This is a genomic window from Lactiplantibacillus sp. DA1 (assembly GCF_032681335.1).
Classification (GTDB): domain Bacteria; phylum Bacillota; class Bacilli; order Lactobacillales; family Lactobacillaceae; genus Lactiplantibacillus.
Map to the genome: position 1 here is coordinate 1 of NZ_JAWHTQ010000010.1, position 16,990 is coordinate 16,990.

General features: G+C 44.4%; 12 protein-coding genes. All 12 read right to left on the reverse strand.

All coding sequences use genetic code 11. From position 1 onward, the window contains the following. Positions 1–587 precede the first annotated feature (587 nt). The 12 genes from lysS to pth all read right to left on the reverse strand — a co-directional run bounded on the left by lysS (position 588) and on the right by pth (position 16,920). Entirely contained in the window at positions 588–2,087 is a 1,500-nt protein-coding gene (gene lysS / locus RXV91_RS14265) for a lysine--tRNA ligase (RefSeq protein ID WP_316440402.1), read from the reverse strand. Positions 2,088–2,190: 103 nt separating this feature from the next. Continuing rightward, a complete protein-coding gene (gene dusB / locus RXV91_RS14270) occupies positions 2,191–3,198 on the reverse strand; it encodes a tRNA dihydrouridine synthase DusB (protein ID WP_316440403.1) in 1,008 nt (335 codons plus the stop codon). Continuing rightward, positions 3,198–4,085, reverse strand: a complete 888-nt coding sequence (hslO, locus tag RXV91_RS14275; protein WP_316440404.1) for an Hsp33 family molecular chaperone HslO — start codon at positions 4,083–4,085, stop codon at positions 3,198–3,200. The genes dusB and hslO overlap by 1 nt, the downstream gene beginning before the upstream one ends. Before the next feature lie 147 nt (positions 4,086–4,232). Then, entirely contained in the window at positions 4,233–6,470 is a 2,238-nt protein-coding gene (gene ftsH, locus RXV91_RS14280; protein ID WP_021732311.1) for an ATP-dependent zinc metalloprotease FtsH, read from the reverse strand. An 80-nt stretch (positions 6,471–6,550) separates the two neighbouring features. After that, positions 6,551–7,093: a hypoxanthine phosphoribosyltransferase gene (hpt, locus tag RXV91_RS14285; RefSeq protein ID WP_316440405.1), complete on the reverse strand. Its 543-nt coding sequence runs from the start codon at positions 7,091–7,093 to the stop codon at positions 6,551–6,553. A 19-nt stretch (positions 7,094–7,112) separates the two neighbouring features. Continuing rightward, entirely contained in the window at positions 7,113–8,459 is a 1,347-nt protein-coding gene (tilS, locus tag RXV91_RS14290; protein ID WP_316440406.1) for a tRNA lysidine(34) synthetase TilS, read from the reverse strand. A gap of 1,124 nt (positions 8,460–9,583) precedes the next feature. Continuing rightward, complete coding sequence (locus tag RXV91_RS14295) at positions 9,584–10,126, reverse strand: S1 domain-containing RNA-binding protein (protein ID WP_316440407.1); 543 nt, start codon at positions 10,124–10,126, stop codon at positions 9,584–9,586. A 124-nt stretch (positions 10,127–10,250) separates the two neighbouring features. Continuing rightward, the gene (locus RXV91_RS14300) at positions 10,251–10,649 is read right to left on the reverse strand and encodes a septum formation initiator family protein (RefSeq protein WP_316440408.1); all 399 of its coding nucleotides are present in this window, start codon (positions 10,647–10,649) and stop codon (positions 10,251–10,253) included. A gap of 120 nt (positions 10,650–10,769) precedes the next feature. After that, the gene (locus RXV91_RS14305) at positions 10,770–11,051 is read right to left on the reverse strand and encodes an RNA-binding S4 domain-containing protein (protein ID WP_316440470.1); all 282 of its coding nucleotides are present in this window, start codon (positions 11,049–11,051) and stop codon (positions 10,770–10,772) included. Positions 11,052–11,053: 2 nt separating this feature from the next. Then, the gene (locus RXV91_RS14310) at positions 11,054–12,658 is read right to left on the reverse strand and encodes an oligosaccharide flippase family protein (protein WP_316440409.1); all 1,605 of its coding nucleotides are present in this window, start codon (positions 12,656–12,658) and stop codon (positions 11,054–11,056) included. 157 nt (positions 12,659–12,815) lie between these two features. Beyond that, on the reverse strand, positions 12,816–16,343 hold the full coding sequence (mfd, locus tag RXV91_RS14315) for a transcription-repair coupling factor (RefSeq protein ID WP_316440410.1): 3,528 nt from the start codon (positions 16,341–16,343) through the stop codon (positions 12,816–12,818). A 19-nt stretch (positions 16,344–16,362) separates the two neighbouring features. Next, complete coding sequence (gene pth, locus RXV91_RS14320; protein WP_316440411.1) at positions 16,363–16,920, reverse strand: aminoacyl-tRNA hydrolase; 558 nt, start codon at positions 16,918–16,920, stop codon at positions 16,363–16,365. Positions 16,921–16,990: the final 70 nt, after the last annotated feature.

Sequence of the window (16,990 nt, forward strand, 5' to 3'; positions counted from 1 at the left end):
TTCTAAAAAGCTCATTTAAAGTTGTACTAAAATTTATTTGCTAGCGAATTGACTTCGCAAATGTTTTTGCTCTTGATCCAAAATCAAGAGACCCTACACATTTGATTCGTCGAAACTTTGTTCAGTTTTCAAAGGTCTAAATCGTTCGTTGATCACCTCAACGCAACTTAATCATCATATCAAGTTATCGATATCTTGTCAACAACTTTTTATAATTAATTTTCGTTGGAAGCAAGCGGCTAACCGCTTTGTGCGCCTCAACAACGTATACTAATTTACCAATTATCCAGATAAATTGCAAGCCCTAAAACGCAAAAATAACCAGTCAATAATATCATGTCATTTAATCCGTTTCAGCAATGTACGGTATTTAAACTTCATATAGCTATTTTGTGTTTGAACGCCCTTATATATTCAAACAAAATTCGATTTTTATTAATTTTTAGGCTTCAAACCAGCCATAATGTTCGGATAAAAATAATCCAACTTTTTTTGAATGAACCGTTTTTTAAAGTTAGGTTATATGATAGCTGCAAACAAAAAACGGTATTTAGCCTAACTAAATTAGGCTAAATACCGTTTTAAATTTATTTATCTTCTTCTGGACGCATCGTTGGGAATAGTAAAACGTCGCGAATTGAATCCGCATCCGTCATTAACATGACTAACCGATCAATCCCGATACCTAACCCACCAGTAGGCGGCATCCCGTATTCCAACGCCTCAACAAAGTCTTCATCAATATGTTCAGCTTCGTCGTTACCAGCAGTTCGTTCCGCAGCCTGGGCTTCGAAACGTTGCCGTTGGTCAATTGGATCATTCAATTCACTGAACGCATTGGCGTATTCATTACCTAAGATGAAGAGTTCGAAACGATCCGTAAATCGTGGATCTTTCTCATTTTTCTTAGCCAATGGTGAAATTTCAACTGGATGACCATAAACAAAGGTTGGTTCATTCAACGTGTCTTCAACAAATTCTTCAAAGAACGCATTAATGATATGGCCAACTTTCCAGTATGGTTCATACTTTACGTGATGTTCATCCGCCAATTTTTGTGCATCTTCAATTGACATTGGTTGCCAGAAATCAATCCCAGTCTTTTCTTTAATCGCATCAACCATGTGGATTTGCTTAAACGGTTGATTAAAATCAACTTTTTGATCATGATAAGTGACAATTCCGTCGTCAGTTACAGCTTGCGCTGCGGCTTTAAAAATACCTTCCGTCTCAGCCATCACATCATGGAAGTCGAAATAGGCGACATAAGTTTCCATCATGGTAAATTCAGGATTATGTTCACGGTCCATTCCTTCATTACGGAAGACCCGGCCAATTTCATAAACCTTTTCCATCCCACCAACAATCAACCGTTTTAAATGTAGTTCCAGCGCAATTCGCAGGTAAAGATCAATATTCAAGGCATTATGATGAGTTACAAACGGCCGTGCTGCCGCACCACCAGCTTGGTTATGCAACATTGGCGTCTCAACTTCAGTAAAACCTTGATCATCCAAATGATGCCGGATCGCCGAAATGATCTTCGTCCGCTTCAAGAAACGGTCAAAGCTATCGCGATTAGAAATCAAATCCAAATACCGTTGACGATAGATTTGTTCCACGTTCTGTAAGCCATGGAACTTATCTGGTAATGGCCGTAACGCCTTTGATAAGAACGTCAAGCCAGTCACTTTAATCGTTAATTCACCAAAGTCCGTCTTAAAAACTTGACCAGTAATTCCAAGAAAATCACCAATATCAGAACGCTTAAAGATATGGTAGGTATCTTCGCCGACAACATCTTTACGAATGTATAACTGCATCTTACCTGAACGATCCCAGATATCAGCAAAGCCGACTTTACCCTTACCACGCTTAGCTAGCATCCGCCCAGCAATGGTTGCCATCACCTGTTTAGCGTCTAGCTCATCCTTGTCCATCTCCCCATACTTGTCTTGCAAGTCTTGGGCTAAATCAGTCCGTTCGAACCGGTGACCAAAGGGATCAATCCCCTCTTCACGCAGTTCATCCATTTTTTCGCGACGAACCTTTAGTTGGTCGTTCATCGTCTGTTCTTGTCGTGCCACTAGTGTTCCTCCATTTCTAGTTAGCGTACAGAATTCATCCGTACCTAAACAATCACTACATGTTAATTTTGACAATCACGCCGCCAAAATGCAAGTTAATTATTCACTTTACCACGTGACTAGCCAAATAAGTTGCCGTCTGCTCCTGAAACTGCGTTAAAATGCGCATCATTTCTGCTAACGAGCTTGCCTCCATTAAAGCCACTTTGGTCCGTGCCGACCTTGGGATGCCTTTTAGATAGTACGGCGCTTGTTCACGGAATTCATGACGGCCGCCCCGCTCACCTTTTAAAACCACTAACCGCTGCAAATGTTCCATTGCCGTTTGCATCTTAGCCATCGGTGTGGGTGGCGTTAGTAACTCCCCGGTTGCTAAATAGTGCACCGTTTGGGTGAGCATCCACGGATTGCCTTCAACTGCCCGACCAATCATGACGGCATCGGCCCCGACTTCATCAAGCATCCGCGCAGCATCCTGCGGTGTTTGAATATCGCCATTACCCATCAATGGAATCGTGAGGGCATCTGCAACGCGTTTTAACACGTCCCAGTCAGCATGGCCCTGATACATCTGTTTACGAGTTCTTCCGTGCATCGCAATTGCTGCTGCACCAGCCCGCTCAACTGCCCGCGCATTCTCGACCGCATATACGTGCTCTGCGTCCCAGCCAGTCCGCATCTTAACCGTCACTGGTTTATCGACCGCTGCAGTCACAGCAGCAACCATCTCATAGACCTTAGCTGGGTCCAAAAGCCATTTCGCACCCGCATCAGTCTTAACGACCTTATTAACTGGACAGCCCATATTAATATCAATAATATCAGCATTCGTTTGCTGGTCAACAAACTGTGCAGCTTGAACTAATGTGGCCTTAGAGCCGCCAAAAATTTGAATACTCATCGGGTGTTCTTTCGGATCAACGAACATCATCTCTAAAGTCTTGCGATTCTGATACATAATACCGCGATCAGAGATCATCTCGCAAACGACTAACCCCGCGCCAAAATCCTTGCAGATTACCCGAAAGGCTGCGTTAGTCACGCCAGCCATTGGTGCCACCACGACCCGATTAGGAATCGTCACGTCACCAATCTGCCACTCATGATTCATTAAGCATCACCTTTAGACCGTGAAAGCACTGCTTTCAGTTCACGTTCACTAAATTGATACTGGTTACCACAAAAATGACAAACTGCCGTGGCACCATGATCTTCATCAATCATTGCTTGAATCTCATGCTTGGGCAAAGCCATGAGTGCCTCAGCAAACCGTTCTTTAGAACAATCACATTCAAACTTGACCGGCATCTTATCTAACACCTTAACGTCGCCATCAAATAGCAAGTTCAAAATATCTTCTGGTGACTTGCCATCACGCATCAATTGGGAAACTAATGGCATGTCTTTGAGCTTATTTTCTAGCGAGCTGATTGCTTCATCCGTGGCATTAGGTAGCACTTGTACTAGAAAGCCACCGGCAACCCCAATTGAATTATCGTCATTAACAAACACCGATAAACCCACTGCTGATGGGATTTGTTCTGATTGTGCTAGGTAATACGTGAAGTCCTCACCTAGTTCACCTGAAACTAACGCTACCGTTCCAGTAAATGGATCCCCAACACCTTGATCCTTAGTCACGGATAAGAAGCCGTCAGTACCAACAGCCGCCTTCACATCGATCTTATGTTTATCATTCAAAGGCAAGTGCACATGCGGATGCTGTAAATACCCTTTGACCGTACCATTAGCATTGCCATCAATAACAATACCACCGACAGGACCGTTCCCATTGATTTTAACGGTCATCTGCTCCTCACCTTTTAGAACTGATGAAGCTAATAATAACGTACCAACCAAACTTCGACCTAACGCTGCCGAAGCCGCACTCCATGTATCATGTCGTCGCTGCGCCTCAGCAACTACGTCCGTTGCACTGACCGCGTATGCCCGAAACATCTCGTTACCCGCGACGCTTTTTACTAAATAATCTGCCATTTAATCATACTCCTATCTCAATCCGTCTTTAATTGCGACCGACGCTCATAATCGAATTACCGCAATTGATTTATTTTCCTGAAATATCATAACGCATAAAAGGAGCCGAGACAAAGTCCCAGCTCCTTCATTTTACTTTATTCAATACTACGCTTGCGAATTAGTATCATCCTGCGATGATGGTGTAGCACTTTCAGCATTTGGTAAACCAGTGGCTGAAGTTGCGACATCACTGTCGGTAGCTGATTCAGTGGCTGAATTAGCCGTTGAATTGACACTACTGTCAGCACTAACTTCTGAACTAGCATTCGATTCACTTGGGAAACTTGGTTCAGCAACACTGGCATCAGTCGTCGTATCGGCTGAATCAACTTGCTGATCATCCGCACTTTGGTTTTGCGCGTGCTTTTCAGCTTCGCGTCGTTCCAATTCACGTTTGGATTCTTCAAAGGTCGCCGCTTTTTCACTTGGAAATTCATTACGATCCTTTTCAGGCATCTTACCAGTCTTAAATAAACTGAGAATCTGCTTTTCATCCAACGTTTCGTACTTCAGTAGCGCTTCCGCAATCAACTTATGCTGTTCACGGTGTGATTCGATAATATCCGTAGCAGTTTGATGCGCTTCTTGGCTCAAACGCCGGACTTCATCATCGATCAATTGTGCCGTATGTTGTGAAAAGGCACTCGCACCCATACCTTGTTGGTAAGCTGCTTGTTGGTTGGCATTTTCTAACTCAACGGGACCAAGCTTTTCACTCATCCCATACTGAGTAACCATTGCCCGGGCAATTTGCGTTGCCTGTTCAAAGTCATTAGAAGCACCTGATGATTGAGCCCCAAAGATAATTTCTTCAGCAGCACGACCACCCATTAAACCAGCCATTTGTTCCTTCGCATCACGTTTCGACATCAACATCTGGTCCTCACGCGGTAACATGATGGCATAACCGCCAGCACGCCCCCGTGGCACGATCGTTACTTTATGAACGACCCGAGCATCATTCAAGACTAATCCAACAATCGTATGACCAGCTTCGTGATAAGCCACGGTTTCCCGTTCATGCTTATTCACAACGCGATCATGCTTAGCTGGTCCGGCAATAACCCGATCTTCAGCTTCATCGAGATCCGCAGCGTCAACTTGCTTCTTATTACGACGGGCAGCTAATAAGGCCGCTTCGTTCAATAAGTTTTCCAAGTCAGCACCCACGAATCCAGGTGTTTGCTTAGCAATTTCCTTCAAATCAACGTCAGCTGCTAACGGCTTATTCTTAGCATGAACTTTTAAGATGGCTTCCCGGCCCTTAACGTCTGGACGACCAACTAGGATCTTCCGGTCAAAACGACCTGGACGAAGTAAGGCAGGATCCAGCACATCAGAACGGTTTGTCGCCGCCATGACGATGACGCCTTCATTCCCAGTAAAACCATCCATTTCAACTAACAATTGGTTCAAGGTTTGTTCACGTTCATCATGACCGCCGCCCATACCATTGCCACGCTGACGACCAACCGCATCAATTTCATCAATAAAGATGATAGATGGGGCGTTCTTCTTAGCTTGTTCAAACAAGTCCCGCACCCGGCTAGCACCGACCCCGACGAACATTTCGACAAAGTCAGAACCAGAAATCGAGAAGAATGGCACACCGGCTTCACCAGCAACCGCCTTAGCAAGTAACGTTTTACCAGTACCAGGAGGCCCCTCAAGAAGTACCCCAGATGGGATTCGTGCGCCTAACGACACAAACTTCCGCGGATCTTTCAAGAATTCGACAACTTCGACCAATTCTTGTTTTTCTTCTTCTTCACCGGCAACATCTGAAAAACGAACTTTGTTTTGCTTACTGTCAGCTGGTTTAGCCTTCGTTTTACCAAAGTTCATCACCCGGTTGTTTCCGCCGCCTTGTCCTGCTTGTCCCATCATCATATAGAAGAGGAACAACATTAGGATGACTGGCGCGATGTACATTAATAACGTGACCCAGATACCGCTAGATTCTTCGGCTTTCGCCGTCACCTTAACGTCATGCTTAGCCGCCAACTTGGAAACTTGATCAACCGTGGAGTTGTTTTCTAACATCGTTGTTGAAAACGACGTCGTCTTTGTCGATGCGCTCTTGATTCCAAGTGCGTTTGCAGAAGAAGTCGTCCGTGCTTTCCGGTATGAACCAGTAACCTTGTAGACGCCACCACTAGGCTGGATACTAACGTTTTTAACGTTATTCTTATCTAATTGTTTGACAAATTCGCTATAACGAATATTTTGTGTCTGTGAGCTAGAATTACCGCCAAAGAAAAAGTAGATAATTCCCATCAAACTCAAAAACATCAAAATGTAAAATAAGCTATTACGAAAGAGTCCATTGCGTCGATTGTTCATATGTGCCTCCTTCATCGAAACTTTTATATACAGTTACTTCGATAGTCTAAATAATAGCACATTTGACTATCATTGACCAATTATTTATGCTCGTAAATTTCAGGTTTTAAAATCCCAACGTACGGTAAGTTCCGATAGCGTTCTGCATAGTCAAGGCCGTAGCCAACCACAAATTCGTTAGGAACTTCAAAACCAATATAATCTGCCTTAATATCAACGAGTCGACCAGCTGGCTTATCCAAAAGCGTGCAGACCTTCACCGAGTTCACATCGCGCCGTTTCAACAAGTCGATCAAAAATTTTAACGTCCGACCAGTATCAATGATGTCTTCAATAACTAACACATCACGCCCCGTAACATCTGCATCCAAGTCCTTCGTTAACTGAACCTCACCACTAGAAATCGTTTCGTTACCATAACTTGATAAGTTAATGAAATCAAGATCCGCGTAAATATCCATCTCACGGATAATATCGGTGGTAAATAAGACGGCACCCTTGAGTACGCAAATAATTAATGGGTTCTTACCAGCATATGCAGTTGTCAATTCTTTTCCTAATTTTTGTGCAACCTGATGGATATCCTCGCGACTATAAAGTACTCGTTCAATGTCGTTGTTCATCGTTTCAGATGTACTCCTTTCAACTCTTGTGTTTTAAGGCTAAAAATACTGTCTGGGTGCCAGCCGTTCGATAACTAAATTTATGCCCGACCACCCATAGGACATTCCCTTGAGCATTCACTAACACCAGTACCTGTCCACGTAACTCAGCCGGAACCTTCTGATTAATCAACAGTCGGCGCACCGTCTGATGACCACCGCCCTTGAGAGCAATGCGATCACCAGCTTGCCACGGTCGCCACATGAGCGGCCAATCGCTTGTTGTTAACCAAAATGGCTGACTAGTCACATCGGGTGCTTGTGTAAAGATTCCCACCGTTTGGGTTGCAGTAATTTTCTGCCATTGGTTTAAGTCTACCATAATTTTTTCATGGGGCATTAACTTTTTAACCCTTTTTTTTATTGGCAAAGCTTCAATGATATCAGCGTTACGGTGCAACTCCCAAGACGCATTTACCGTTAGTCTACTAGTGGCCGGTCGCTGCCTTTGTCCCCACGATACCAACGGTTGTAACTTCGACTCGGTAAATAATTGGTGTGTCTGCTTTTCTAACCATGTCGAGAAAACGGCTAACTGCCACTGGCTCGGTAATGTCGACCATTGACTAACAAGCAAAGCGCCTGTCGACGTTACGACCTGCGATAACAGCACCGTGACCATTTGTGCTTTGGCCGCTAACAACGTCGCCAACTGTTGCTGATAATCGGCAACATGGTTCAATAGCTGCGGGTTAACCGTCATGAGCTCAGGCACAACCCGCTGACGAATGCGATTGCGGGTCAACTGCACATCTTGATTAGTCACATCTTCAAAATAGACGACATGCTGTTCGGTAGCGTAATCTCGTAATTGGGCTTTCGACCACGTTAACAACGGTCGTACTAACTGGCCCGTTGCAAATGGCCGACTAGCTGCAATGCCAGTCAATTGCGCAATATCGCCACCGCGAGCAAGCTTCATGATATATGTTTCTACTTGGTCATTAGCGTGATGGGCCGTTAATACAGCTGCCGCTCGATTGGCACGCATGACATTAGCAAAAAAATGATATCGAAATTGTCGTCCGGCTGCTTCAATCCCACTCTGAGGGTGATCCGCAGTCACCCAATCTGCCAACACTAATTTCAAATGTTGCTGTTGGCAATATCGTCGTAAGTAATCTGCTTCTGCTTGACTCTGGTCTCGCAAATGATGATTAACGTGGGCCACTACTAAATGTGGGCGTTCCGTCATTGGTAATTGCTGCAGCAAATGCAACAACACCATCGAATCGACCCCCGTCGACACAGCCACTACGACTGTCTGTTGTGGCGATAATACCTGGGCCGCCGCTAATTGACGGTGAAACTTTTGAATTGGTGTCATCTGAACCTCCCATCTAACCTTCATTATTAATCGATTACTCGTTGTCTTAGTTACGTTGGCATGGATCATGATTAAAACGTGCCATTTGTTCAAAGCTTAAAAGCGGCCAGCTTAGACCCGCTGGAAAAAGTTCGATTTGGCGTAGAACTTTTTGATTTGCACGTTCTACGCCGACTTCCAGGCAATTCTGCCAATTGCCGGAACGTGGTGGGCACAGATTTGAGCCGAAGCCCACGTCTCAAATACTGGCCTGTCACTAACCAAGCAAAGGACGCTTGCTAAGTGGAATCTCACCACTGGGCATTAGCAGAAACGCCTTCCAGTCGGGACAATATTCGAATGGCCGACATAGACGTACCCAACTTTTGATGGATTTGTCATTGTTTTTCATAAACGATAATTTTGTTAATCAACTGTCAGACTGAAAATGATATTGAGCCAGCTCACTAATCCTGAATCGATGTAGTAAGATTTAATCTCTCGACAAAGTACTAATGCACCTAACGCTTTGTTTAAAGTTTCAGTATCAAAATAGCCAACGATAAGTTATACAAAGTTAAGTGGCCGTTCATCCGCCATTCGAGCAGCTTCCCGAAACGTGTTCGGTGTCACTAAAGCCTGTGCTTGCTACGCCAACGGACTAATGCCAAAGCCGCATTAATCCGTTGGCTAGGCAATGCTCGGCTTCAACCCGTGGCCCCTCACAGGCTTGAGACTGGAGGGGCTGGGTGACAATGCTCAGTAGCCAAATTATTCTTAGCTGGAAGTGGGTTTCTTCCGGCTTAGAATAAGACTCGTATTTGAGATGACGCGGGTTGTGCGTTAGCTCAAATCGACGTCGGCTGCGTTCCAGCAATTGTTACCCAGCCCCGGAGGTCGGAATAGAACGCTCCCGTGCTGACGAACAGTAATCCAATTTAAACGGCACGTTTTAAATCATGATCCATGCTAATACATAACGCGCATACATTGGCTTTATCTATGGTTAGAACTTGTCGATTAGCTAACGCCCTAAGAATAAACTGCTTTTAAAGGGCGCCGTCCAACAAAAAAAGCACGGCCGTGACTCTAAATAGCCGCACCGTGCTTCTAAATTTAACTAGATTAATGGCAAGTCACTAAGTTTAGCTGCGACGACCACCACGACCACCACGCTTACCTTCAGTATTACGCTTTAAGGTCGCTAGCCGGTCCTCGCTATCCTTTAAGAAACCAGACATCAATGAATCAAAGTCCTGCTTCTTAGGCTCATGTTGCCGCGATTGGAAACGGCCACCGCCATTGCCACCACGACTATAGAAATTATTGGACCGTTCATGATGATTACCATTACTCTGGCGTTCGCCATGACCATGGTCATGGCCCTGATGATTATTATTTGGGCGGTTACCACCTTGATGATTGCCATGATGTTCATGTTCACCCTGTGGTTTATCAACCGCTTTACGGATTGACAGACCAATCTTACCATCATTTCCAACAGATAATACTTTGACCGTAACATCATCACCCACGCTTAAGACATCATGAATGTCCTTTACGAACCCATCGGAAACTTCACTGATGTGTACTAGCCCCGTTTGATTATTACCCAAGCTTACAAATGCACCAAAATTAGTAATCCCAGATACCTTGCCAGTGACTTTTGTACCTACTTCAATTGCCATAAAAAAAGTTGTTCCTCCTATGAAATAATGGTTTTAGTATAGCATACTTTGTGAAATATCGAGTTATACATTTAAGCAATCCATAAAAAGTGGTCTACTTATTTAAAGCAGACCACAATCCCGACTAATTGGCAGTTACATCCGCAGCATTATCATTTGGTAAGCTGTAGACTGTTTCGCCACTCTTCGTATAATCATACTTTGAACGTAATAACTTTTGTAAGTAATCCTTATTATTCAGCTGTTTGATCTGGCCTTCTAGTTGATCATTCTTTTGCTGCGCCTTTTTTAATTTAACTTGACTGGTCGCAACTTGACGGTTCACCTGGTGCAGGTTGGACCGCGTATTAATCAATTGAAAACCAAAGAACAGTATCAATGCCCCAAACACCGCAACAATCAAAATAAACCGTCGTCGCCGTACTTGCGCGACGCGTTGGGCTTGCCCATGCTCGTCGGTGGCAACTTGACGAATATAATCGTTATCTAACTGTTTGATCTTACTACGTGACCCGTTCGTCATGCTGGTCCAGTCCTTTCAAATTGGGTTGCCTAAATTATAACAACTTCATCGGCCGGTGTAAACGACATCATGCCGATTAAGTCAAGGTTTACGACCATTTCAATGAACGGACGCACCTAACTAGTCACTAAATGGTTGGCGATAATCCGTTTTGTAATCTTCACTGATAATGTCATACATTAGTTCAGCATCATTTTTCTTAGTCGTTTCCAGCAGTTTCGTCACTTTGACCGTCAATGTCTTATTACCAAAACTAATAATCAGGTCATCGCCAACACTCACGTTGCTAGAAGACTTCGCCACTTTACCGTTAATTTGAATCCGGCCCTTGTCAGCGATTTCCTTCGCGACAGAACGCCGCTTAATAATTCGTGAAACTTTTAAAAACTTATCTAAACGCATACTCATGAATGATGTTCCTTTCCTTTTGCAACGGCCTTGATTAGCCGCTTTCCATATGGCAATACTAACCACTCGCGAATCGTGAATAGCCGTGTATACACGGCCCCGGCAACAAACACCAGCACTCCAAGAATGACCCCAATCACTGTCACGATTCCAGCCATTCCACGCGTATGCGCTAGTACTGGTCCAACCAAAGCAATCATTTGATGACAACTAAGGATAACCACGAGTCCCATCACCGCACTAATTGCAAGCAATTTTATTAAATAACCACTTTCTAGCAATACTTGTTGCAAATCTTCTGGTGAACCTAACCACATCACGGCAAACATCACGGCCAAGCTCAACACCGTCACCGCACTAGCACCATTAATTCCGTAATGGACCACAAAGATATAGTTAGCCAGCACCTTAGTAGCTAATCCCGCAACGATACCAATAATCATCGCAGTATATTGATTCAAGCTTTGTAAAACACTCGTATATGTTGTAATCAACGCTGCAAACAAAATACTAACAGTGTAAATTCGTAAAGCCGTTGTTCCTTCTAGTGAACCAAATAATAAACGATTGATTTGCGGCATCAGCGCAACCAATCCGACTGTTGCGGCCATTGATAATGCTAAACTAACGTGAACCATCGCCTGTGTCTGGCGTTTAAATTCAATCGGTTGACGCTTGGCTAAGGCATCCGTCAGAGCTGGCAATAGGGTAGCCGAAAAGGCGGTTGCCACCACTAACCCTAACTGAACCAAGGGCTGACCACGGTCATAGACCCCTTTGAGTGCTTTGGCAACTTCTGGTAGTTGACCTTGTCGTACTAACCCGCGCATCACCGTGAACGAATCTACTAGTTGTAACAAAATAACCACAGCGGCTACCAGACATAACGTTCCGCCTTCAACCACAAATCGTTTTGTTAACTTCCGATAGCTAGGCAACGCGTGCGTTGGTTCAGGAGCCGGCGCTAATAAATACTTCAATCCAAAAGCGGTAAAAATCAATGATGAGCAAATCGCGGCTAGTGGGGCTGAGCTCATCGCCCACGTACCCATCCGATAATTATCCCAGCCGAGTCGCACACTGAAGTAAGCAGCCATAATGATAATTGCGACGCGTACAACTTGTTCAATCAACTGAGAAATCGCAGTCGGTCCCATCAAAAACTTACCTTGGTAGTAGCCTCGGCCCGTGGCCAACCACGGCATGAAAACAAACATCCACGCCACGGCACTAATAATGGGAGCTAGATTAACGTCCCCCATATGGGCCGCAATCCACATTGCACCGAGTTGCAAACCGAAAAAGACGACTAATGATAACCCTGATAGAATATGAAACGCTCGGCGTGCAATCAGTGACTTGCTAGTTTCATCCGGCTGTTCAGCAACTAACTTAGAAATGAAGTTTGGAAATCCATTTAATGCAAAGGTCATGCCAATGCCATAAAGCGGATAAATCTGCTGATAAACGTAAAACCCCGTATTACCAACCATGTTCTGTAAGGGAATTCGGTATACCGCGCTTAAAATCTTAGCGACCAATGATGATATCGATAAAATTAATGCACCTTTGAACATGGTGTTCAAGTGATCCTTTGGCATAACAAATCCCTTCTACCGACCAACTCGGTGTTTTATCCTAATTACTTCCCACTTAGCCCACCAACCTGACCGAATTAACTCGATCTGGTCATGCGATTTACTTAACAACTGTTCGACCAGCCGTCCTATGAGCACTCAAAGCAACGACAAGCACTAATTAGGACGCACTGACCACGTCGTCTTCTGCCAAGATCAAACTTAACTGCTCGACAAACTGTGTCAGTTGTGCCAACCATTCATCCTGTTGCATTTTTGGCTGAATGACTAATTTAACCTTCATTTTATCATCATCAATTCCAACTGTCGCTTTTAATTTAGTTTTTGCCAAGGCTTTAAAGATATCTTTAGTATCTAGCTTAGCCGTCCCCTGTTTGGATAGCGTTAAGTGTAAATCGCTATCATCGCGTTGGATTTTTTCAATCAGTGCATCATCCGCCAACAGTTTCAACTTACCTACTGCTAATAATCCAGCAACTTCTACCGGATAGTCACCGAAACGATCCATTAAATCATCTTGAACTTCCATGTACTGATCATTATTTTCCAACTGACGAATTCGTTTGTAAATTTCGATTTTTTGCCGTTCGTCTTCAATATAGGTAGTCGGCAAGTATGCCTCAATACCTAACTCAACAGTCGCATCCGTCTTAACCTTGGCCGCCTGACCACGTTTCTTCGCCACCGCTTCTGACAGCATCTGAGTGTAAAGGTCATACCCAACCGAATCAATAAAGCCGTGTTGTTGCTTACCCAATAAATTCCCGGCACCCCGAATCGATAAATCGCGCATCGCAATTTTAAACCCGGATCCGAGTTCCGTGAAGTCTTTGATTGCCTGTAGCCGCTTCTCACCAACTTCCGTCAAAACTTTATTTTGCTGGTAAGTAAAGTAAGCATAGGCCACCCGACTGCTACGACCAATTCGCCCGCGTAACTGGTATAACTGTGACAAGCCCATCCGGTCAGCATTCTCCACAAATAAGGTGTTAACGTTTGGAATATCAACCCCCGTCTCAATGATTGTCGTGGTCACTAACACGTCGTACTCGCCGCGAATAAAATCATAGAGGATACCCTCTAGTTGTGACTCCGGCATTTGACCATCAATATGGGCGACTGCCGCATCCGGAACTAAATCTTTAATCTGCGCGACTACCTTATCAATATCATGAACCCGGTTGTGCAAGTAAAAGACCTGACCATTACGTTGCATTTCCCGTTCAATACCTTCTTTAATGACGCCAAAATTCTGTTCCATGACGTACGTTTGAATTGGATACCGGTTCGTTGGTGGGGTCTCAATCACTGATAGGTCCCGAACGCCTAACATCGACATGTGTAGTGTTCGCGGAATCGGCGTCGCTGTTAAGGTCAAGACGTCGACGCTTGCTTTCAGTGCTTTTAGTCGTTCCTTGTGTTTGACGCCAAACCGCTGTTCCTCATCAATAATCAGTAGTCCCAGGTCGGCAAAAGCGACATCCTTGGACAGCAACCGGTGCGTCCCCACAACGATGTCAATCTCACCATTCTTCAACTGTTGGACCGTTTCCTTCATTTCCTTAGTCGTTCGGAACCGTGACAGCATGCCGACATTGATGGGATAACCTTCAAACCGATTCAGCATCGTCTCATAATGTTGCTGGGCCAAAATGGTGGTTGGCACTAGAAATGCAACTTGTTTACCGGCCTCGATTGCCTTAAATGCGGCTCGCAAGGCAACTTCAGTCTTGCCGTAACCAACATCACCGACTAACAAACGATCCATTGGTTTTGGCCGTTCCATGTCATGCTTGATTTCATTAATACTACGAATCTGATCCGGTGTCTCCGGATAAGGAAAGTCGTTATCGAAGTCATCTTGATAACTATCATCTGCTGGAAAGGCATACCCCTTCTCCGCTTCCCGCTTGGCATACAGGTCAACTAGTTCATCCGCAATATCTTCAATCTTAGCCGCGACTTTGCGCTTGGCCTTAGTCCATTCCGTACCACCCAGCTTATTAATATGCGGAGTTTTGGATTCTGAAGAAACGTACTTCTGGACCAAATTCAACTGAGTCACCGGAATAAAAATCTTGGCATTATTCTGATAAGCAATGGTGATGTAATCTTGATGAACGCCATCAACTTCTAACGTCTCCATACCAACGTACTTTCCGATCCCATGATTGACGTGCACCACGTAATCACCTGGCTTTAAATCCGTATAACTCTTCAACCGTTCGGCATTAGCTAAGGTCTGACGGCGCGGTCGCTTCTTAGCAACCTTTTTGAACATTTCCTGTTCCGTCACTATCACTAACTTACCATCAGGAAATTCAAAGCCATTTTGCAAGCTACCCTGAACGATTTGAACTGCACCCGGCTGTAGATTAGTCGCCTTGGTCATCACTGCTTCAATTTCAAAATCATCAAGCGTATTACTGACTTTGGTCAACCGCTCAGCTTCCGACACCATTAAGACCACTGTCTGTTGTAACTTGTGCCAACGGTCCAACTCCGTCTTCAAAGTTGGTAATTGGCCGAAGAACTCCTGCATCGGTCGAGTTCGGACATTCGTCACCTGAGCTAACTTGACATTACCAATTCCCTTTTGAAACAGTGAGATCAAGAGTTGTGCATGATGGTCATCACGTAATAAATCACGGATATCATTACCATAACTCGCACTCGCCAGCACGCGATGATGTGCTAATTGGTCAGTGACCCAGTCGGCTTCCTGCGTTAACAATTGTTGTTCACTATCGAGTAGGCGGGAATATTCTTCAAAGACCACGAGACCATCAGCAGCCATGTAGTCAAAAATACTCGTCTTACGATCATATAAATACTCACCATATAATAATAAATCGTTACCAATAATACCCTTTTCCATATCGGCAATCGGTTGCGCTAAATTGTCGGTCAAGGTCTGACGTTCCGCTGGTTTAAGCTGCTTACTCTCGGTCGTCATCGCCGCCTTTAGACGTTGGGCTCCCGCCTGCAGCATATCAGCTGTCAGTATAAAATCCGTTGCCGGTAAAATCGTATAGTCATTCAGATTTTCCACCGATCGTTGTGTTTCGGGATCGAAATACTTCAGCGTATCGATTTCAGTATCGAAGAAGTCTAGTCGCAACGGATAATCTGCATCTAACGGATAGATATCAACGATTGATCCCCGCACAGCAAAATCACCAGGACGAGCAACCAACTTTTCCTTAACATAACCCATGTCGTGCAGTTGCCGTTGTAAGACTTCTAAATCAATATCTGTACCAACTGCTAATGGTAACGTCGCTGCTTGAAATTGCGCAACAGGGGGTAAAAAGCGTCGTGCGCCAGCGACCGAAGTGACAACTACTGCCGGACTGTCACTCAATAACGCGTTTAATGCTTGAACTCGTTGTGCCCGTGATTCCGGTGAACTAGTTGCCACCTCCGTCGCAATCATCTCTTCAGCTGGAAACAAAAAAACTTGTTCTTCGTCTAAAAGACTAGTCAAATCATCAACTAATTGGCTCGCGTGAAAGCCATTATCAGTTACGATCAGTAATGAATGCGTTAATTGATGAAATAACGCACTTAAATAAACTGTTCGGGCCGAACCGTTTAATCCCGTGATCAATTGCCGACTATGCGGGCTAATTCCCGCCAAAATCGTTTGAAAGTCAGGCGTTTGCTCAACAATCGTTTCAATATCCATTCTGTTGTTTCCTCCCGGGCTAGTTATATTGATTCATAACTGCCGCAAAATCATCATTTGCTAACCAAGCCTCAATCGCTGCCAACGCTGTTATCTTCGCATTATTGAATTCAGTTACTTCGGCCGGCGTAAATTTACCCAATACATAATCCACGACACTCATCTTCTGGGGATGGTCAATCCCAACTTTGACCCGCTTGAAGTGCTGATCGCCAACATGATTAATAATGCTCTTAATGCCATTATGGCCACCCGCTGAACCCTTTTGCTTTAATCGCACTTTGCCTAATGGTAAGTCCAAGTCATCATGGATGACGAGTAAATTCGTGGGATCAACATTGTAATAACTCATCAGCGGTCCCACTGCCCGTCCAGAATCATTCATATAAGTGGAAGGTTTAACAAGTAAGACCTTCTCACCATCCTGAAAGGCCGTTGCAACCTGCGCTTCAAACTTACTCGTTTGAAACGTAGTATTAAGGTTGTTAGCTAATTCATCAACAATCATAAAACCAACGTTGTGCCGCGTCTGTGCGTATTGTCGCCCAATGTTTCCCAATCCAACAATCATTTTCATAAACTTATCTTCTCCTATTACTTTGCATACCAAAACAGGCCGAACCGGTATCGACCCGATTCGGCAACTT